The sequence below is a fragment of the Streptomyces sp. NPDC043427 genome (assembly GCF_056436655.1).
The window spans coordinates 40,053-59,197 of the sequence record NZ_JBWKCC010000032.1; the positions used below are offsets into that span (position 1 = coordinate 40,053).

Annotated in this window: 19 protein-coding genes and 1 pseudogene; 11 read left to right on the plus strand and 9 right to left on the minus strand. The window is 69.1% G+C overall.

The genetic code is table 11. From position 1 onward, the window contains the following. Positions 1–2: 2 nt before the first annotated feature. Together resB and ccsB are read left to right on the plus strand one after the other, a co-directional pair. Entirely contained in the window at positions 3–1,739 is a 1,737-nt protein-coding gene (resB, locus tag AC067M_RS36505; protein WP_478701315.1) for a cytochrome c biogenesis protein ResB, read from the plus strand. Continuing rightward, the gene (gene ccsB / locus AC067M_RS36510) at positions 1,736–2,836 is read left to right on the plus strand and encodes a c-type cytochrome biogenesis protein CcsB (RefSeq protein WP_478701316.1); all 1,101 of its coding nucleotides are present in this window, start codon (positions 1,736–1,738) and stop codon (positions 2,834–2,836) included. The genes resB and ccsB overlap by 4 nt, the downstream gene beginning before the upstream one ends. Before the next feature lie 17 nt (positions 2,837–2,853). On the opposite strand, the gene AC067M_RS36515 is transcribed toward ccsB, so the two are convergent. From AC067M_RS36515 to AC067M_RS36525, 3 genes and pseudogenes are all read right to left on the minus strand, one after another. Next, positions 2,854–4,395, minus strand: coding sequence for an ABC transporter substrate-binding protein (locus AC067M_RS36515; RefSeq protein WP_478701317.1), 1,542 nt, complete (start codon positions 4,393–4,395; stop codon positions 2,854–2,856). After that, positions 4,395–6,530 carry a hypothetical protein gene (locus tag AC067M_RS36520; RefSeq protein WP_478701318.1) on the minus strand — a complete coding sequence of 712 codons (2,136 nt, stop codon included), beginning with the start codon at positions 6,528–6,530 and terminating at the stop codon, positions 4,395–4,397. Before AC067M_RS36520 ends, AC067M_RS36515 begins: the two co-directional genes overlap by 1 nt. 102 nt (positions 6,531–6,632) lie before the next feature. Then, positions 6,633–6,844 (minus strand): annotated as a pseudogene (locus tag AC067M_RS36525) (isopenicillin N synthase family dioxygenase); the annotation flags it as partial. A gap of 689 nt (positions 6,845–7,533) precedes the next feature. On the opposite strand from AC067M_RS36525, the gene AC067M_RS36530 reads away from it, so the two are divergent. Genes AC067M_RS36530 through AC067M_RS36540 form a run of 3 tightly spaced genes read left to right on the plus strand, consistent with a single transcriptional unit; the run spans position 7,534 to position 10,248 of the window. Continuing rightward, on the plus strand, positions 7,534–8,784 hold the full coding sequence (locus AC067M_RS36530) for a nucleotide sugar dehydrogenase (RefSeq protein WP_478701319.1): 1,251 nt from the start codon (positions 7,534–7,536) through the stop codon (positions 8,782–8,784). A 26-nt stretch (positions 8,785–8,810) separates the two neighbouring features. Next, the gene (locus tag AC067M_RS36535; RefSeq protein WP_478701320.1) at positions 8,811–8,969 is read left to right on the plus strand and encodes a hypothetical protein; all 159 of its coding nucleotides are present in this window, start codon (positions 8,811–8,813) and stop codon (positions 8,967–8,969) included. Then, positions 8,959–10,248 (plus strand): glycosyltransferase family 2 protein, encoded by a 1,290-nt coding sequence (locus AC067M_RS36540; protein ID WP_478701321.1) that lies wholly within the window; start codon positions 8,959–8,961, stop codon positions 10,246–10,248. The genes AC067M_RS36535 and AC067M_RS36540 overlap by 11 nt, the downstream gene beginning before the upstream one ends. Before the next feature lie 11 nt (positions 10,249–10,259). Here AC067M_RS36540 and AC067M_RS36545 read toward each other — a convergent pair whose 3' ends face one another. Next, a complete protein-coding gene (locus AC067M_RS36545; protein WP_478701322.1) occupies positions 10,260–10,640 on the minus strand; it encodes a DUF7848 domain-containing protein in 381 nt (126 codons plus the stop codon). A gap of 186 nt (positions 10,641–10,826) precedes the next feature. On the opposite strand from AC067M_RS36545, the gene AC067M_RS36550 reads away from it, so the two are divergent. Continuing rightward, positions 10,827–11,009 (plus strand): hypothetical protein, encoded by a 183-nt coding sequence (locus AC067M_RS36550; protein ID WP_478701323.1) that lies wholly within the window; start codon positions 10,827–10,829, stop codon positions 11,007–11,009. On the opposite strand, the gene AC067M_RS36555 is transcribed toward AC067M_RS36550, so the two are convergent. Both AC067M_RS36555 and AC067M_RS36560 read right to left on the minus strand, forming a co-directional pair. Next, on the minus strand, positions 10,996–11,982 hold the full coding sequence (locus AC067M_RS36555) for an isopenicillin N synthase family dioxygenase (RefSeq protein WP_478701324.1): 987 nt from the start codon (positions 11,980–11,982) through the stop codon (positions 10,996–10,998). The two genes, AC067M_RS36550 and AC067M_RS36555, sit on opposite strands and share 14 nt — an antisense overlap. After that, positions 11,963–12,412 (minus strand): nucleoside deaminase, encoded by a 450-nt coding sequence (locus AC067M_RS36560; RefSeq protein WP_478701325.1) that lies wholly within the window; start codon positions 12,410–12,412, stop codon positions 11,963–11,965. The genes AC067M_RS36555 and AC067M_RS36560 overlap by 20 nt, the downstream gene beginning before the upstream one ends. Positions 12,413–12,500: 88 nt before the next feature. Between AC067M_RS36560 and AC067M_RS36565 the strand changes: the two genes are divergently transcribed. Next, positions 12,501–12,803: a hypothetical protein gene (locus tag AC067M_RS36565; protein ID WP_478701326.1), complete on the plus strand. Its 303-nt coding sequence runs from the start codon at positions 12,501–12,503 to the stop codon at positions 12,801–12,803. A 10-nt stretch (positions 12,804–12,813) separates the two neighbouring features. Here AC067M_RS36565 and AC067M_RS36570 read toward each other — a convergent pair whose 3' ends face one another. The 3 genes from AC067M_RS36570 to AC067M_RS36580 form a co-directional block, all read right to left on the minus strand. Beyond that, positions 12,814–13,926 carry a helix-turn-helix transcriptional regulator gene (locus tag AC067M_RS36570; protein ID WP_478701327.1) on the minus strand — a complete coding sequence of 371 codons (1,113 nt, stop codon included), beginning with the start codon at positions 13,924–13,926 and terminating at the stop codon, positions 12,814–12,816. A 358-nt stretch (positions 13,927–14,284) separates the two neighbouring features. Next, a complete protein-coding gene (locus AC067M_RS36575) occupies positions 14,285–14,515 on the minus strand; it encodes a hypothetical protein (protein ID WP_478701328.1) in 231 nt (76 codons plus the stop codon). Positions 14,516–14,934: 419 nt separating this feature from the next. Further along, a complete protein-coding gene (locus AC067M_RS36580; protein ID WP_478701329.1) occupies positions 14,935–15,345 on the minus strand; it encodes a PLD nuclease N-terminal domain-containing protein in 411 nt (136 codons plus the stop codon). 88 nt (positions 15,346–15,433) lie between these two features. Here AC067M_RS36580 and AC067M_RS36585 point away from each other — a divergent pair, with 88 nt between their 5' ends. The 4 genes from AC067M_RS36585 to AC067M_RS36600 are packed head-to-tail and all read left to right on the plus strand — an operon-like array spanning position 15,434 to position 19,119. Beyond that, entirely contained in the window at positions 15,434–16,891 is a 1,458-nt protein-coding gene (locus tag AC067M_RS36585; protein WP_478701330.1) for a menaquinone biosynthesis decarboxylase, read from the plus strand. Continuing rightward, complete coding sequence (gene mqnP, locus AC067M_RS36590; RefSeq protein ID WP_478701331.1) at positions 16,888–17,790, plus strand: menaquinone biosynthesis prenyltransferase MqnP; 903 nt, start codon at positions 16,888–16,890, stop codon at positions 17,788–17,790. Before AC067M_RS36585 ends, mqnP begins: the two co-directional genes overlap by 4 nt. A 44-nt stretch (positions 17,791–17,834) precedes the next feature. Continuing rightward, positions 17,835–18,407, plus strand: coding sequence for a Uma2 family endonuclease (locus AC067M_RS36595; protein WP_478701332.1), 573 nt, complete (start codon positions 17,835–17,837; stop codon positions 18,405–18,407). Positions 18,408–18,462: 55 nt separating this feature from the next. After that, a complete protein-coding gene (locus AC067M_RS36600; RefSeq protein ID WP_478701395.1) occupies positions 18,463–19,119 on the plus strand; it encodes a UbiX family flavin prenyltransferase in 657 nt (218 codons plus the stop codon). Positions 19,120–19,145: the final 26 nt, after the last annotated feature.

A 19,145-nucleotide genomic window follows, 5' to 3' on the forward strand; every position in this document is an offset into this window, starting at 1 on the left:
CCATGAGCAAGACCACTGCAACCGGCGAGACGACCCCGGCCGCCGCCCCCGACGACCAGGATCTCGGCGCCGCCGGCTCCCAGCTCTCCACAGCGCCCGTCGAGACCCTCGCCAACGTACCCGCCCTCGGTGTCATCGGCTGGGCCCGCTGGTTCTGGCGCCAGCTGACCTCCATGCGGGTCGCCCTGCTGCTCCTGCTGCTCCTCGCGCTCGGCGCGATCCCCGGCTCGCTGATCCCGCAGACCGGCCCGGACGCCACCAAGGTCGCCGACTTCGAGAAGAGCCACTCCACCCTCGCGCCGATCTACGACAAGCTCGGCCTCTTCAACGTCTACGGCTCGGTGTGGTTCTCCGCGATCTACATCCTGCTGTTCGTCTCCCTCATCGGCTGCATCGTGCCCCGCACCTGGCAGTTCGTGGGCCAGCTGCGCAGCCGCCCGCCGGGCGCCCCCAAGCGCCTGACCCGGCTGCCCGCGTACACGACATGGCGCACCGAGGCCGAGCCCGAGCAGGTCCGCGAGGCCGCGCTCGCCCTGCTGAAGAAGCGCCGTTTCCGCGCCCACCTCGCCGGTGACGCCGTCGCCGCCGAGAAGGGCTACCTGCGCGAGATCGGCAACCTCGCCTTCCACATCGCGCTGATCGTGCTGCTGGTCGCCTTCGCCGTGGGCCAGCTGTACAAGTCCGAGGGCAACAAGCTGGTCGTCGAGGGCGACGGCGACGGCTTCTCCAACACCCTCATCTCCTACGACGACATCAAGTCCGGCAACCTCTTCAGCACCGACGACCTGGTGCCGTTCAGCTTCACCCTGAACAAGTTCACCGGCACGTACGAGACCTCCGGCCCCAACAAGGGCACCCCGCGCACCTACCAGGCCGCCATCACCTACAGCGAGGGCGCCTACGGCAAGGACAGGAAGACCCTCGTCAAGGTCAACCACCCGCTGGAGATCGGCGACGCGAAGGTCTACCTCACCGCCCACGGCTACGCCCCCGAGGTCACCGTCCGCGACGGCAAGGGCAACATCGTCTACCAGGACGCCGTGCCCCTGCTCCCGCTCGACTCCAACGTCACCTCCTCCGGCGTGATCAAGGTCCTCGACGGCTACCGCAACGCCAAGGGCGTCAGCGAACAGCTCGCCTTCCAGGCCTTCTTCCTGCCGACCTACGTCAAGGGCAACGAGGTCGCCTCGCAGTTCCCGGCGCTGCTGAATCCGGTGATGAACCTGGCGCCGTACCACGGCGACCTCGGCGTCAACTCGGGCATCCCGCAGAGCGTGTACCAGCTCGACAAGGCGCACATGAAGGACTTCAAGGACGCCAAGGGTGCCCAGCTCAGGGACAACCTCACGCCCGGCGAGACCATGAAGCTGCCGAACGGCGCCGGCTCGATCACCTACGAGGGCACCAAGGAGTGGGCGAACTTCCAGATCGTCCAGGAACCCGGCGGCGGATGGGCCCTCGTCGGCGCCCTCACCGCGATCTTCGGCCTCGCCGCCTCCCTGTTCATCCAGCGCCGACGGGTGTGGGTGCGTGCGGTGAAGGGAGCCGACGGCGTCACCGTCGTCGAGATGGCCGGACTCGGCCGCAGCGAGTCCGCCAAGGTGCCCGAGGAGCTCGGCGACCTCGCCGGAATCCTGTACGACCAGGCCCCCGGAGCAGCCGACCACGACGACTCCGCAGACCTCCCAGATTCCCCCGACCCCCAAGTCGTACCTGCCGAAGGGGCTGAGACGAAGTGACTCTCGCCGCCGCAACCGATCTGGCCGCCGCCACCAACGAGAATCTCGCCAACATCAGCAACACGCTGATCTATTCGGCGATGGCCGTCTACACCCTCGCCTTCTTCGCCTACATGGCCGAGTGGATCCTCGGCAGCCGCAGCAAGGTCGGCCGTACCGCCGCCGCGCTCACCGCCGACGTGAAGACCAAGGCGAAGGCGCCCGCCGTCACCGTGCAGAACAGCGGCGGCACCGCCGTCCTCGAGCGGCCGAAGGTCGTCGTCCGGTCCGCGTCCGGCACGCGTGACGTGCCCGACGGGCCGGGCGCGCACGGCGGCGACGAGCAGGGCGACCTCTACGGGCGGATCGCCATCTCCCTCACCGTGCTTGCCTTCATCGTCGAGCTGGGCGGTGTCGTCGCCCGCGCGGCCTCGGTGGAGCGGGCGCCGTGGGGCAACATGTACGAGTTCAACATCACGTTCTCGACGGTCGCCGTCGGCGTGTACCTCGGACTGCTGGCGCTGAAGAAGAACATCCGCTGGCTCGGCCTGTTCCTGATCACCACGGTCCTGCTCGACCTCGGCCTCGCGGTCACCGTCCTGTACACGGCGAGCGACCAGCTGGTCCCCGCCCTGCACTCGTACTGGCTGTACATCCACGTCTCCACCGCGATCTTCTGCGGCGCGGTGTTCTACGTAGGCGCGGTCGCCACGATCCTGTACCTGTTCAAGGACTCCTACGAGAACAAGCTGGCGACCGGCGGCAAGCCCGGCAAGTTCGCCAACTCGTTCCTGGACCGGCTGCCGTCCTCCGCCTCCCTGGACAAGTTCGCCTACCGCGTCAACGCGGCCGTCTTCCCGCTGTGGACGTTCACGATCATCGCGGGCGCCATCTGGGCGGGCGACGCCTGGGGCCGCTACTGGAACTGGGACCCCAAGGAGACCTGGTCCTTCATCACCTGGGTCGCCTACGCCTGCTACCTGCACGCCCGCGCCACCGCCGGCTGGAAGGGCCGCAAGGCCGCCTACCTCGCGATGGCCGCCTTCGGCTGCTGGCTGTTCAACTACTACGGCGTGAACATCTTCGTGAGCGGCAAGCACTCGTACGCGGGCGTGTGACGCGCCGAGGGGTCCGGTCACGACGGCGGCAGGCACTCCTTACCCGGGGGCCTGCCCTCCGGCCAGGCGATGCGGACGAAGCGGGAGCCACCTTCGGCGGTGAGTTCGACGACCGGGACGGCCTTGTCGTACGGGTTGCCGTGTACGTCGAGGCAGATCCAGCCGCTCACGCCGTTCACCCGCAGTGAGCCCTTGACCTGCGGCCACTGAAGGCCGACGTCCGCGAGCGGCGCGACCACCTTGCCGTCGGGGGTGGCCTCGCGGATGCCGTGGACGGCGAGGAGCATGGCGTCGTACCCGATGATCAGCTGCCCGTCGTCCAGACCGACCGGGCCGAGCGGCCCGACGGGCTCGCGCGCGGCACGCGCCAGCAGCGCGGTCAGGGCCCGCGTGTCCGTCGCCGAGCCGCCGGTCTTCGCCGTGTCCTTCAGCCAGGCGTCCGGATGGGCGAGGGATGTGTAGCGGACGGAGAGGTTGCGCTTGAGGGCGCCGCGGTCCAGGTCCTTCTCATGGGTCAGGTACGAACCCTCGTCCCCCGTGAGCAGCGTGAACTTCCGCTCCTGGCAGCCGCGCCGGCCCAGCGCGTTGATGAACTGCCGCAGCTGGGTGTGCCGGCCCGCGAACAGGATCGTGTCGGTCTCCGGGGACGTGTCGCACACCAGGTGGGTGATCTGCCGGAACGTGTTCGCGGTCGTCCCCTCCTGACTGCGGTCGGCCGGTGGCGTGAACGGCTGCGGCTCGTACGGCGAGCCCTCGATCAGCTTCGCGAACGACGTCTGCAGGGTCCGCGTGTACGGGTCGCCCGGCTTGTCGTACACCAGCAGCGCCTTGCCCGCCGACACCTTCGCGAAGGAGGCGAGCGCGCGGGCCTGGTCGGTGTTGGTGGGGGCGACACGGGCGAGCCCGGGGAACGGGTCCGAGCCCCCCTGGCCGCCTGCGAGGTCGTCGGCGGTGATGGAACTGCCGACCACCGGGATCCCGCGCCGGGTCAGCTCCTGCACCGCCGCCTTGTTGTTGTCGGTGCTCATACCGACCCCCACGACCGCGCGCAGCCGGTCGGCGCCCTTCGCCATCCGCTCCAGCTGGTCCACCATGTGCCGCCAGTGGTCGCCGGTCGCCCCCGGATTGGCGAGCACCAGCCGGATCGCCGGTGCCTGCCCGTTGGAGCTGTGGTTGGCCTGCCACTGCGCGAGATACGCGCCCTGCGCCTCGTGCAGGATGTCGCTCACCGTGGACGGGTTGGACGCGGTGTACGGCAGCATCACCGCGACCGTCACATAACTGCCTGGCTCGAGTCGTTCGTTCTCCCGGCCGATCGCCCGCACCACCTCCCGGAACTGCGACCGCCCGAAGTCGTATGCCGTGGTCGCGACGCCCACGCACTCGTCGCCGTCCTCCGGTCGTTCGACCCCGGCGGCACACGAGCGGTCCTCCCGCGCCAGCGCCCTGATGCCGAAGAACAGGCCTGCCATCAGCGCCGCCGCCACCAGCACGGCGACATAGCGGTACAGGCGGATCTGCCACACGTCGCGCAGCCACCGCACAGCACGGCTTCCCATCAGGCCTCCCCGTCCCGGTCGTCGGACTCGTCCTCACCCGGCGTGCGCAACGGCCGCCCGGCGCGGGCGTCCCGCGGCCAGGTCTGCGACGCCGTGAACAGCAGCGCCCCGCCCGCGGGCCGCAGGTCGGACAGTTGCAGCAGCTCGAACCGCAGCCGGTCGCACACCCTCGGATCGGGCAGCACCAGCGGGTCGGCCACCTGCCAGACGGCGTGCAGCAGTCGCCGTATCCGCAGGTGGAAGAGGCCGTCGAGGCCGTCCGGTGGCCGTTGGCCGGCGTCCGTGCGGCCCAGCGCGATCGCCGCCCGCCGGTCGTCGTGGTCGGCGAAGTCCCGGCCCTCGGCGTCGTGCGCGTGGAAGTAGGGCGCCGAGGCGAGGAAGCGCAGGGTGTCCAGCCAGGTGCGGGTGTCCACGCTGTGGAAGGTGTCGCGCAGATGGGCCACCGCGCCCGCCGTGTCGCCCAGGGCGAGCTCGTGGTGGAGGCGGTAGCGGGCCGACTCGCCGTCGCTGTCCTCCCCGTCGTCCGTGTAGTGCCGGATCAGCGTCTCGTGCACCTCACGCCACTTCGCGTGGTCCGCGGTGCGGTGGTGCAGCCGGAGCAGCAGCAGGGCGCGCACGAAGGGGTCGCCCACGAAGTGGCCCGGCTCGGCGGGCAACCCCTCCCCGGCGAGCCGCACCCGCAGCGACCGTACGCCCGACGAGCCGAAGTCGTCCGGGAGCTGGGCGGTGGCCAGCGCGACCGCCGAGTCGTGGTCGTGGGCCGCGGCCAGCACCGTCAGCTCGTCGAGCCGGTCGGCCGGGACCAGCCGGTCCAGCAGCTCGCCGTAGGCGGGACGGCCCTCGTCCTGGTCTTCCTCCACCGTGATCCGCGCGGTGAGCAGCCTGCCGAGGGAGGCGGCCCGGCGCGGATGCTGCTTCGCGGCGGTGGCGACCAGCACGATGCCGAGCGGATTGCCGCCGGTCAGCCGGTGCACCGCGTGGGGGAGCTGCGGCGGCACCTCGATGTCGTCGCACACCGCGCCCACGATGTGCAGGGTGTCGTCCGGAGACAGCGGCGGCAGCGGCACCAGCAGCGCACGCGAGGACGGCGAGGCGCCCGGCTCCCACTCCGTGGCCCGCGCCACGGCGGGCAGCTCCCGCCGTACCGCGTCCCGCAGGGCCGCGAGTTCCGTGCCGCGTACGGTCGCGATGAACACCACCTGGTCCGCGACCCCCTCGGACCGGTCCCGCAGCACCGCGTCCAGCAGCCCCGGGCCCGGCCCGTCCCGCACGTTGTCCAGGAGCACCAGGGGCCGGCCCAGCCGCGTGAGGTGCGAGCCCAGGCCCGTGTACGCCTCGGCCAGGTCGGCGAGCAGTGCTCGCACCAGCCACCGCTCGGCGTGCTCCCGCGAGGTGCCGCCGGCCCGGAAGTTCCCGGCGAGCAGCAGCAGACCGCGCTTGGCGTTGCCGCCCGCGTTCGGATACGTGCGGTACCAGGTGGACGGCCGCTGCTCCCGGCGTCCGGTGACGCCCTCGGACAGCGCCTCCAGGGTGGCCTCGACGGTCGCCGCGACGAACGGGCCGCCTCCGCTCGCGGCCGCGATCACCTTCGCCGCGACCTTCGCCGCCCACCGCCCGGCCATGCTGAACCGTGAACCCCGCTCGTTCAGCAGCAGGATCCGCACCAGCTCACGCCGGATGCGCTCCGAGTCCGTACGACCGCTCCAGTCGCTCGCCCGCACCGCCACCAGGCCCGCCGTCAGCCTCGGGAACGTGAGCTGCCCGGCCGCCTTCACCGGCTCGGTCAACTGCTCGGCGATCACCAGCAGCGCCTGCCACACCGGCGACCAGGACTCGGGGCTCTCCTCGTGCGCAGGCTCGGCGAACTGCTCGTCCTCGCAGTCGATCAGCGCGACCGGGGTGCGCTTGCGGGTCTCCCCCTTACGGGTCCGCTCCGTGTACGCGTCCCACAGCTCGGACAGCACCGCGCTCTTGCCGAGACCCCGTCCGCCCGCGAGCACCAGCAGCGGTAACGCGCGGGGATGGTCGACCTTCGCGGCGAGGTGTTCGTACGGGCGCAGCCCGACCAGCCTGGGAACCAGCCCCGGCGGCTCACCGTCGAACAGCGCTCCCCGCCCGTGTAACGGTCTGTGCACCGCACCTCCCCCTGGAACGGCTTACAACGCCAGGGTAAAGAGCGGAAGTTGATTCGCACTAGATCGCGTGATGTCCGTTGGGTCACGAATTTTCAGACCTCGTCAGCCAATCGTGATCGAATCCAGCTTCGCCCGCAGGTAGACGTGCGAGTCGACCGGCGGATACGCCACCCACCCCACCCCCGGCGTCGGCACCGACTCGACGAGCGTGCCCGGGGCGCACTCGCCGAAGTAGACCAGCGACATCAGCTCCTCGGTGGGCGCGTCGGCCGGGGGGGGGGCAGGACCCGGTGCCTGCCCGACCGCCACCGGTCAAGCACGCGTAAGCGGGACTCTGACCCACCGGCCTTCGTCGTGTGTACGGGCTTTAGCAATGCAACGGTTGTCAATAGCAAAACCGTGTGCGCGTCTTCTGAGTACTGTCGAGGTTTCCGGACCCCGCCGATGTCCCTGGCTGCCCGTCGCAGCCTTGTCGGACGACGATTTCGGCGAGAGTTGTGAAGATCGATATCGGCCATGAGGGCGCACCTCTGGAGAGCGCCGTCGAGGGCTGCCGCCAAACCGCCGCCCCCCGGTTCGCGCCCGCTCGTGTGTCGAAGAGACGCCCAAGTCATGGCCAAAGCTTGCCTGCTGATGGCTCAACAGGCTGAATGGTTGCTCGTTGCGAGATAAGTCACAGATCTTGAATCGACTTCAGGGCTTCCACTTTTCGCCAGTCTGTTGAACTCTTAACGGTGTGAATGAGGGGGAGTTGTGAAGATCGACGTGTGCGTCTTGCGCACCTTCAGGCAGGGGGCCTGAACCGGTCGTCGAGCCGGCAGTGAATTAGCGGGACGTCTGCTGCAACCCGGCGGGGGTGGCAGCAAAGGTGCGGACCCGTACCGCAAACCCATGCAGTACCCGACGCCGCGGACGCCTGCCCAGATCAGGGCAGCGACCGCACTTCAGGGGCGCCGTTCGCCTGCCCGCATGTATCGCGGGCCGGCTCCAGAGGGGATCCACCATGAACATCTGCGTTCTCGGGCAGGGCTACGTCGGCCTGCCCCTGGCCATGCGAGCAGCCGAGGCGGGGCACGCTGTGGTCGGTTACGAGCCCGACGAGGCCCGTCGCGACCAACTGGCCGCCGGCTCCTCGTACATCGAGGACATCGACTCCGCGCGACTGACACGGGCGCTGAGCTCCGGTTCCTACCGCCCCAGCTCCGAGCCGGAGGACCTGAAGGGCTTCGACGTCGCTGTCATCACGGTCCCGACCCCGCTGAGGGACCGGGCTCCCGACCTGTCGTGCGTACGCGAGGCCGCCGCGACGCTGGCGCCGCGCCTTGAGCCGGGGGCCACGGTGGTCCTCGAGTCCACCACCTACCCCGGTACCACCCGCGACGTGCTCGTTCCGCTTCTGGAGCAGGGATCCGGTCTGCTGGCCGGACGTGACTTCCACGTCGGCTTCAGCCCCGAGCGCATCGACCCGGGCAACACCGCTTGGCGGTTGGAGAACACACCCAAGATCGTCTCCGGTCTGACGCAGACCTGCCTTGCCCGCGTCAAGGAGTTCTACGACTCGGTCGTCGACGTCACCGTGCCGGCCTCAGGTCTGGAAGAGGCCGAGCTGGCGAAGGTGTTCGAGAACACCTTTCGGCACGTCAACATCGCGCTCGTCAACGAACTGGCCAAGCTCGGCCATCTGTTGAACATAGACGTCGGTGACGCCCTGGACTGTGCCGCCACGAAGCCCTTCGGGTTCATGCGGTTCACGCCCGGCCCCGGCGTCGGCGGGCACTGCCTGCCCATCGACCCGGTGTATCTCTCCCACCACGTGCGCCAACAACTCGGCGAGACCTTCCGTTTCGTCGAACTCGCGCAAGAGGTCAACGAACGGCAGCCGGCCTACGTTGTCGAGCGTCTGCAGAGCGCCCTCAACAAGCGCTCCAAGTGCCTCAACGGCGCACGCATCCTGGCGTTGGGGCTGGCCTACAAGCCCGGCACCAGCGACATGCGTGAATCGCCGGCCCGTCACGTGATCGACGCGCTCACCGCACGTGGCGCGACCTGCACCGTCGTCGACCCGCATGTGGGCGACGACACCGGACTGCGCGTGGCCACTCGGCTGGAGGCCGCCCAACTCGCCGCCGCCGACGCCGTCCTGGTGCTGACCGATCACCCCGAGTTCGACCCGCAGCTTGTTCACGCACACGCTTCGTACGTGCTGGACACCCGCCGGGCGATCCCGCCCGGCGATCACATCGAGCATCTGTAGCTCACTACCAGGAAGGACACCCCTTCATGTATGGCAAGGGAACACTGGCTCAGACCGGCGTCGGTTTCACCGTTCTCGGGATCTCCGCATCCCTCAGCCTCGTCGCGGCGCTCGTCGTCGCACTGATCGTCGTGGGCGGCCTCACCTACCGCGTGGCCACCAGGAAGAACCGGTATGCCGGCTAAGACATCACACCAGTGGCTGCAGACCGTGGCCGCCGTGATGGTGATGGGAGCGGTGGCCGCATGGGCCGCCGCTGCCCACTCCATCAATCACGTCTCCGGGCTGTTCCTGGGGATCTACTACGTTCTGCTCACCGGATCCGTGCTTCTGTACATGCTGCTGGCCGCGCTCCCGGCTCGGAGCCAGTATGAGCGGTCCGCCCCCGGGACGGTCGTCGCGATCATCCCGTCCTACAACGAGGAGAACCTCGAAGGCCTCTATGCGACGGTGTGGTCGCTGATCAACCAGAGCCGCCCGGTGACCGCCATCCACGTCGTGGACGACGGATCCGCCGTGCCCGTGATCCCGTTCGAGCATCCCCTGGTCACTTGGCACCGCCAGCCCAACGGCGGCAAGCGCTCCGCGCAGGCCGCAGCAATCCGCCACATGCGCAGCCGCGGCCAGACGTTCGATTACATCCTGACTGTCGACTCGGACTCCGAGGTTCGCAAGGACGCCGTCTGGCAGATGATGCGCGTCATGAACGACCCCCGCATCCAGGCATGCACCGGCACGGTCCTGGTGCGCAACCGGCATGCCAGCCTGCTGGCCCGCCTGTCGGATCTCAATCTGTTCATCTTCTGCGTTCTGAGCCGAGGTCTGCGCTCCGCCTTCGGCGTCGTCAACCCCACATCCGGTGCCCTGTCCCTGTATCGGGCAGGGGTCCTCTGCGACAACCTTCAGCACTACCTGGCCTCCGGAAAGGACGGTGACGACAGGCAACTGTGCGACTACGCCCTCATGCGTGGTCGCGTCGTCTCCGTCCCCCACGCCTACGTCACCACCGACATGCCCGACACCATCAAGGGCACGTATCGACAGCGCCTGCGCTGGGGCAAGTCAGGCTGGCGATTCATCCCCTGGGAACTGACCAACCTGCCCACCTCGTCCCTGGTCACTCGACTCATCGAGGTGTGCACCGAAGCCCTGCTGCCCATCCTCTACATAGGCCTGGCCGTCAACGTCTGGCGCAGCGGAACAGCCGCATTCCTGCCTCACGCCTTCGCCACTGCGGGTGCGTTCCTCCTCGCCGAAACGCTTTTCTACGCCATTCTGCGCCCTGGTCTCAGCCTCACCGAGCGACTGACCACGCCTCTGCTGGTGCCGCTGTACACACTGATGATGTTCTTCGTGGTCTACCCGGCCAAGTACTGGGCCATCACCAAGATCAAATCGGACAGCTGGCACACGCGCGAAGCGTCGGCCACGGCGCCCGTTCAGTCTCCCGTCACCACACTCTGAACTCGCCCCTGTCAAAGGCGCTCCAGCACCGCGTAGTCCGCAAAAGTGCGGCGGTAGCGGGTGTGCCGGGTCTTCTGAGTGTGCTGGCGCTGCCACTCCTCGACCTCCGCCGGATCGTGGCGAGGCCCGGACGTGGCGCCGCAGTCGGCCTCGTCCCCGGTCACGCAGCGTGCCTCGTACTCCGGTCGGGCCGAGGTGTCCTGCACGATCGAGTACGGCACGTGCCGGAAGACGCGGCGCCCCGCCGGGGTGCTGCCGCCGTGGTCCCGGCGCAGCAGTACATGCGCGTCGGTCACCGCGCTGGGGTTGAACGCGGCACAGGCCTTGTCGCTCAGGGCGTCGATTTCCGCGCAGGTCGTGCACCCGGGCACAGGTAGAGGTGGGCGCGTCATGTCGTCGCCCAGTGGACCCGGTGTCACCAAAGCAGCACGGTAACGATCGTTGAGCGCCTCCACGCCCGCGCTCAGTCGTTCATCCTGCGTCGCTGCACGGATCAGCGCCGGGTCGGCCTGCCACTCCCTCCCACCGCCGATCGGGCGGAGCGTCGCGTACAGGTCCACGTTGTCCCGGTACTCACGGTGAGCCGACGCAATGCCGGGGGTGGGACGGGGGCGGGAACGGGGGTCACCACGGCCGCCGTGTTCGGTGGGGTCCTGAAGCGCTTCCGCGAGGCCGCGATGCTCACGCAGGAGGCGCTGGCCGGGAGGGTCGTCAGCCGTACCGCCTGGGCGGCGTTCACGGCGGGACTCAGCCGATCGTGATCGAATCCAGCTTCTCCCGCAGGTAGACGTGCGAGTCGACCGGCGGATACGCCACCCGCCCCACCGGCGCCGGAACCGACTCGACGAGCGTGCCCGGGGTGCACTCGCCGAAGTAGACCAGCGACATCAGCTCCTCGGTGGGCGCGTCGGCCGGCGGGGGCAGGACACGGTGACGCCCGGAGCGCCACCGGTCACCCGTCCAACGGGCCATCAGGTCCCCGACATTGATGGTGAACGCCTCCGGGTCGTGGGGCGCGTCCTCCCAGCCGCCGTCGTCCGTGTAGACCTGCAACCCGCCCTTGCCGACCTGCCGGTCGAGGATCGTCACGGTGCCGAAGTCGGTGTGGGGGCCGATGCGGAACTGGCCCGGCTGGGGTTCGCCGATGACGTCCGCGCCGGGGTACCAGTTGATGTTGAAGCCGTATGTGGGGTGATCCATGTGCCGGGTGAAGAAGTCGGGTTCCCGCCCGAGGGCCTCCCCGAGCAGGGCGAGGAGGTGGTTCTCCAGCTCTCCCATGCGCGTGAGGTACTCCTCGCAGAGCACCTGCAGTTCGGGTACCTCGGCCGGCCACACGTTCGGTGCGTACCACTCGGCGTTGACGACCGGGTCGTCGAAGGGCTCGTGCGTGGCGAAGGTGAGGGACTCCTTGAGGTCCGGCGGGGTCTCGGTCCCCTCGGAGTAGCCGTTGGCCTCCGCGCCGGGCCCGAGCCAGCCGCGGCCGCCGACCTGCGCCGCGTAGGTCTCCTTGACCGAGGACGGCAGGGTGAAGAAGTTCCGGGCCGCCGCCCGGATCGCGGCGCGCAGCGCGGGGTCCACACCATGCCCGGTGACCAGCAGGAACCCGGCGGTCTGCAGGGCCTCGTCGACGGTCCGGGCGATCCACGCCCGGGTCTTTGGCTCCCCGCCCAGCCAGGGCCGCAGATCGATGGTCGGGATACGGGTGCTCGTGGGCTCACTCACCGATGTCCTCATTCCAAAGAGCCGGGTTCCTGTCGATGAAGCCGCGCATCATCGCGACGCACTCCGGGTCGTCGAGCAGCACGATCTCCACGCCGTGCTCCGCCAGCCAGTCGTGCCCGCCGTGGAAGGTGACCGCCTCGCCGATCACCACCCGGGAAATCCCGAACTGGCGGACCAGGCCGCTGCAGTACCAGCACGGCGAGAGGGTCGTCACCATCGTCGTACCCCGGTACGACCGCTGCCGCCCCGCCGCGCGGAAGGCGGCCGTCTCCGCGTGCATGGAGGGGTCGTCGTCCTGGACGCGGCGGTTGTGGCCGCGGCCCAGCACGGTGCCGTCGGCGCCGTAGAGCGCGCCGCCGATCGGAATGCCGCCCTCGGCCAGGCCCCTGCGGGCCTCCTCGACGGCGATGGCGAGCCAGGCGCGTGCCTGTGACTGATCCATACGCTCACTCTGCGCTCCGCGTCGTCCGGAGAGGGGGATTTCCGGCGGACGCCTTACAGGATCCACCCCGTCTCCTACGGTGAATCGCGTGGACAAAGAAGAGGACCAGCGGCTGGCGGCCATCGCCCCGGAGATCTCCCGCCTCTCCATCGAGCTGTTGCGCAGGGCGGCCGGCACCTACCCGGAGGAACGCGTCGCGCAGGAGGCCCTGGAGTGCGCGGATGACATCCTGAAGCGGTACGGCACGGACGGCCTGCGCGTTCTGATCATGAGCCTCACCTGCTGGTCGGCGGTCCAACTGGAGATCAACGCCCAGGCGTCGCGCCGGAGCCTGGAGTCCCTCCTCGACGACATGCTCCTGACCTGGCTGGAAGCGAACCCGGAGGAGTGAGACCCGCGGGTCAGCCGCTCTCCCGGACCGACCGTCCCGGCCGCTGCATGAGGATCGTCGGGCGCTGGCGCTGCTCCCAGTAGTGGCTCAGGCTGGGAGCCGGCACCCGCGGATACAGGCGGCCGTAGCGGGCGTAGTTGTTGCGGACCGTGATCAGGCCGTTCTCGGTGGGAATGGCGTACGTCTGGTCGCCGCGCAGCAGGACGGTGGCGTACTGGCGGATCTGGAGGACCGTGAAATCCTCCTCTGAGGCGTAGCGCGAGGTGCTGGCGTAGGCGATGCCGCCGAGCCCGGCGTTGGCCAGCGCGACCATCAGGCGCCACTGCCGGACGTTCATCGCCTCCGACAGGAACCTGCTGAGGTTCTTCGCGGCGGCCGGGGCCGCGCCCTCGATCAGGGTCTCCAGGTGGGTGCGGCGGTTGCGGGCGCGGGTGGCGGCGGAGGCGGTCTGCGCGAAGTCCTCGTCGACCTTCACGCGCGCGTGGTCGCGCAACAGCTCACGGTAGGCGTCGAGTTCCGCGTTCACCAGGCGGCAGGCGACCTTCGCGGGGCGTTGCAGGAGCGGGGCGATCTGCTGCAGGAGGGGGTCCTCCACGTCGATCACGGCCGGGCTGTGCTTGTGGTGAGCCCGCTCGAAGACGACCCGCAGCCGTTCGGCCAGTTCGACCTGGCGGGTGACCGCCGCGGGGTGGCGCCACAGCGCGCGGTCGATGACGGCGGGGCTCACGCCGAAGGCGCGGGCGAGGTTCATCCGGACCGTGCCGTCGTCCCGTACGGGCAGCAGGGCGTGCCGTTCGATGTTGGCGTAGCCGCTGCGGCTGATGCCGACCAGGGAGGCCGCCTCGGCCGCGGTCAGGCCGCTCTGGCAGCGCAGGCCGTGGATGTCGGCGAGGGCGCGCTTGGTGCGCAGTTCCCGGGCCGGGATGTCGAACAGGGCGCTGATCTGCGCGATGCGCTTGGGGTCCGGCTTGGAGGTGTTGTTCTCGTAGGCGAGGACGCGGCTCTTGGAGGTGCCGAGGCGTCTCGCGACGGCTTCGGCGCTGAGGAGCCGGCCGTCGACCGGGCGGGTCAGGCGTGCGGTGCGCAGGGCCTCACCGTCGAAGTTCGCCGTGCCACGAGCCACTGACGCCGACTCCTCTCGTCATATGTTCAACTACCGCTGCCAGCGTCGCGGTACCGTTCAGGCCCCCGTTCGCGTAGCCGAATTCATCCCGGGGGGTGAGTTGGTCGCTTTTGGTAGGTCAATCCCCGTGCCACGGTACCGTTCAGGACCACTTCGGGTTACAAAAGTCCGGCGCACGCGCGAGGATAAGTCCGCTTACGGGGGTGGCTTTCTCGGGGGATCTACAGTGGGCTGCCCTCGGAGTGCGCCGCTCCGCGACGACTTGCCGAACCGACCGTGAGCCCGTGTCCTGGCGGGAACCTGAGCACGGGCCCACGTACCGGCTATTCGGTAACTGACGGCGGATGAGGTCCCAACCTCATCCGCCGTTGTCGTACAGGTCGAGCATCAGCCGGACGAGCCAGTAAAGGCACTCTCCGACCACGCGTGCCCGATTGCTGCGCGGCGCGTTACCGCAGTCCGGCTCCGGGATGCCGCGCGGGGAAGCGGCGCTGTCCCGCTCCGCGGTGTCCGGGACCGGTGGGTCCGGGTCCCGCGGTTCTGGGGGGACGGCGTCGTCCCGGTCGCTTGGCTGGTCAGAGCTAGCCACGGACCTGCTCCTCTCTGTAGGTGGCCGGGCCTGATGAACCCGATCGGCACCCACGGGCACCGGCACAGAGAAGAGCTAGGGAGGAGACTACCGGGTGTCGGGGCCGGAACTCCTATCACTCATGTGGGTCAACTGGGCTGCTGTGAAAGGCCGGAGGCGTCGCTGTGCGGGGGCGCGGTCGATGTTCGAATAGATGAGTCGACATTCGTGTGCGCCCTCGTGCCCGGGCCTTGCATGTGAAGGAGGTGTTCGAGTAACTCCCTTGCGAATGAAGGGAGTTGTTACCGTTCAGTAGACTGAAAAAAGTTGTGCAACTTCCTCGGGGAAACAGTCCTTCTCCGGTCGCGCAGCGTGTCCGATGTATCATCTCCCGCCCATTCGGGCCGACTTGCCGAGCGCTCGCGGGCGACGTGGAGGTGTCAGCTGTCCTTCGGGTCCTCGCCGCTCTCCTTGCGGCGCAGCTCCTCCTCGCGGCGGCGCAGGTCGGCCTCCCAGTCCTTCAGGAGCGACTCGTCCTTCACGTCTTGAGAAGAGGCGGCCTCTTCCTTGAGGGACTTCAGGAACTCCGGATTGTCGTCGGGCGCGACGAACTGGGCGCGGTGGTTGCGGTGCCACTCGGAGGGCGTGGAGCCGCCCGCCGGGGCCGTACGGACCTTGCCCGCGACGAGCCACGCGATCGGACCGACGAGCACCTCGCCGAAGAGCAGGATGATGATCACCCAGACCACCTTCGGCAACCCCCGCACCTGCTCCTCGGGGGTGTTCAGGCAGTCGATGAAGGCGTAGATCCACAGCGCCAGGACCAGCAGGAAGGGCAGATACCGGAGCATGGTGGGCGTTCCCCCAGGAGGCGGTGACGGGGGCACTGACCGGCCCCGGTGACGGGGTCAGGGTAGCGGGTGGCCGATACTTGTTCCCATGGCTTACGACGATCTTCGTTCCCTGCTCAGGGCACTGGAACGCGAAGGCGACCTCAAGCGCGTCAAGGCCGAGGTCGATCCGTATCTGGAGGTCGGGGAGATCGTCGACCGGGTGCAGAAGTCCGGCGGTCCCGCGCTGCTCTTCGAGAACGTGAAGGGCTCCGACATGCCCCTCGCGATGAACGTCTTCGGCACCGACCGCCGCCTGCTCAAGGCGCTGGGCCTGAAGTCGTACGGCGAGATCTCCGAGAAGATCGGCGGCCTGCTGCGTCCCGAGCTGCCGCACGGGTTCGTCGGCGTGCGCGAGGCGTTCGGCAAGCTCGGCGCGATGACCCACGTACCGCCGAAGAAGGTGAAGGCCGGGGACGCGCCCGTGCAGGAGGTCGTCCTGCGCGGCGACGACGTCGACCTCGACCGGCTCCCCGCCCTGTTCACCTGGCCCAAGGACGGCGGCTCCTTCTTCAACCTGGGCCTGACCCACACCAAGGACCCGGAGAGCGGGATCCGCAACCTCGGCCTGTACCGCCTCCAGCGCCACGACAAGCGCACCATCGGCATGCACTGGCAGATCCACAAGGACAGCCGCAACCACTACCAGGTCGCGGCCCGCCGGGGCGAGCGCCTCCCGGTCGCCATCGCCTTCGGCTGCCCGCCCGCCGTCACCTACGCCTCCACCGCACCGCTCCCCGGCGACATCGACGAGTACCTCTTCGCCGGGTTCATCGCCGGCAAGCGGATCGAGATGGTCGACTGCAAGACCGTCCCGCTCCAGGTGCCGGCGCAGGCGGAGGTCGTCATCGAGGGCTGGCTGGAGCCCGGCGAGATGCTGCCCGAGGGCCCCTTCGGCGACCACACCGGCTTCTACACCCCGCAGGAACCGTTCCCGGCGCTGACCATCGACTGCGTGACGATGCGGAAGCGGCCGCTGCTCCAGTCGATCGTCGTCGGCCGGCCCCCGACGGAGGACGGACCCCTCGGACGCGCGACCGAGCGCTTCTTCCTCCCCCTGCTGAAGATCATCGTGCCGGACATCGTGGACTACCACCTGCCCGAGTCCGGCGGCTTCCACAACTGCGCGATCGTCTCGATCGACAAGAAGTACCCCAAGCACGCCCAGAAGACGATGCACGCGATCTGGGGCGCCCACATGATGTCCCTGACCAAGCTGATCGTGGTCGTCGACTCCGACTGCGACGTCCACGACCTCCACGAGGTCGCCTGGCGCGCCCTCGGCAACACCGACTACGCCCGCGACCTCACGGTCGTCGAGGGCCCCGTCGACCACCTCGACCACGCCTCCTACCAGCAGTTCTGGGGCGGCAAGGCGGGCATCGACGCGACGAGGAAGTGGCCCGAGGAGGGCTACACGCGGGACGGGGGGTGGCCGGACATGGTGGAGTCGGACCCGGAGACGGCGGCGAAGGTCGACCGCCGGTGGAAGGAGTACGGGCTGTGAGCAGCGCGTCAGCCGCTCTCCCGCAACCGGGACGCACCAAGGCGTTCCTGCGCCTGGTGATGATCGAACACTCCGTCTTCGCGCTGCCCTTCGCCTACATCGCCGCGCTCACCGCGATGTTCCAGTGGGACAGGAACATCCACTGGGGCCGGCTGCTGCTGGTGACGGTCGCGATGGTGGGGCTGCGGACCTTCGCGATGGCGGCGAACCGGATCATCGACCGCGAGATCGACGCCCGCAACCCGCGCACGGCCCAGCGTGAACTGGTCACCGGCGCGGTGACGGTGAAGCACGCCTGGACCGGCGCGCTGGTCGCGCTCGTGTTCTTCCTCGGCGCGGCCGCCCTGCTGAACCCGCTCTGCCTGGCGCTCGCCCCCATCGCGGTGATCCCGATGGTGGTCTACCCCTACGGCAAGAGGTTCACGAACTTCCCTCAGGCCATCCTGGGCCTGGCCCAGGCGATGGGCCCGGTGGGCGGCTGGCTGGCGATTTCCGGCGAGTGGTCCTGGGACGCGGTGATCCTCGGCCTCGCGGTCGGCGTCTGGATCGGCGGCTTCGACCTCATCTACGCCTGCCAGGACGTCGAGACCGACCGCGAGATCGGCGTCATGTCGGTCCCGGCCCGCTTCGGCATCCCGGCGGCCGTCTGGGGAGCGCGCGTCTGCCACGCCGTGACGACGGCCCTGTTCGTCTGGTACGCCCTCGCCACCGACGCGGGCGGCTTCTTCTGGCTGGGCCTGCTGATCGTCGCCAGCGCGTTCGTCTACGAGCACTCCATCGTCCGCCCCCACGACCTCTCCCGCGTCAACCGCGCGTTCTTCAGCGTCAACGGCTTCATCGGCATTGCCCTGTTCGTGTGCGCGCTGCTTGATCTTCTGGTTCGGGGTCTGACCGTCTGACTACGGTGCGGCCTACCATCGAGTGCAGAGAGAGGGAGGCCGACGTGACCATCTCGGACAGCGACCGCCTGCACTCGCAGCTCGCCCGGTACGAGGACATGTTCCGCGGATACCGGATGGAGATCGTCGAGGGCAACATCGTGATGAGTCCGCTCAGGCCGTTCCACAACGAGACCATCATGAGGTTGTGGACCCAGCTCGAAGCCCAACTGGGCCCGGAGTGGGCCTTCATCAGCGATGTCGCGATCCCGTTCAGCGACGACTTCGAGTTCTGCCCCGATCTCGCGCTCATCCCCGCGGCCGAGAAGAACCGCAATCTGACGTCCTACGCGCCCGATCTCATCGAGCTCGCCATCGAGGTCGTCTCCCCGAGCAGTGTCCGCAACGACTACGAGGTCAAGAACAAGCAGTACGCGGCCCGGGGCATCCCGAACTACTTGATCTTCGACCCTCAGCGCGGACACCTCGTCACGCTCTGGAACCCGGGCCCCGACGGCTACCTCGGACGGGACACGCTGGCGTACGGGGGCAAGATCACCGTGGAGGCCAAGATCGGGCGCCTCACCGTCGACACCGGCCGCCTTCCCGTCGACCCCGAGACGTCCGCCCCGTCCTGAAGGCGGTCCGCCCCACCGGTACGCTCAAGGTGTGAACGCAGGAGAAACGCAGCGTGTGCCTTGGATCGTGGGGGTGTCCGGAGCGTCTGGGACGCCATACGCCGCCGCCGTGCTGCGTGCGCTTCTGGACGCGGGCGAGAGCGTCGACCTTGTCGTCAGCCGGGCCTCCCGGCTGACGATGCTGGACGAGACGGGCATCTCCTTCCGGGACGCCCACTGGCAGGACGACCTGCGCGAATGGCTGGCGCGGGGCGCCGACGGGAAACCCGGGACCTTCCAGGTGGGCATCGACCGCGTATGGCACTGGAACGCCGGGGACCTGGCCGCGGGACCGTCCTCCGGGTCGTACCCGGTGAAGGGCATGCTGATCGTGCCCGCCTCGACGGCATGCGTCGCCGGAGTCGCGTTGGGCCTCTCCAAGGACCTGCTGCAACGCGCCGCGAGTGTGACCCTCAAGGAGCGGCGCCCGCTGGTGGTGGCCGTGCGCGAGACGCCGCTGAACGGGCAGACCCTCCGGCACCTGGTGACACTGGACGACGCGGGCGCGAGCGTCGTGCCGGCCTCGCCCGCCTTCTACGCGGGCGCCACCCACATCCAGGACCTGGTGGACTTCGTCGCCGGCCGGGTCCTCGACGCGGCGGGCGTCCCGCACGGGCTGTACCGCCGCTGGACGGGCGAACTGGGCGGCGGCAACGCAACCCGTCCGGCGTGAGCGCCATCTGAGTAAGTCGCAGTACC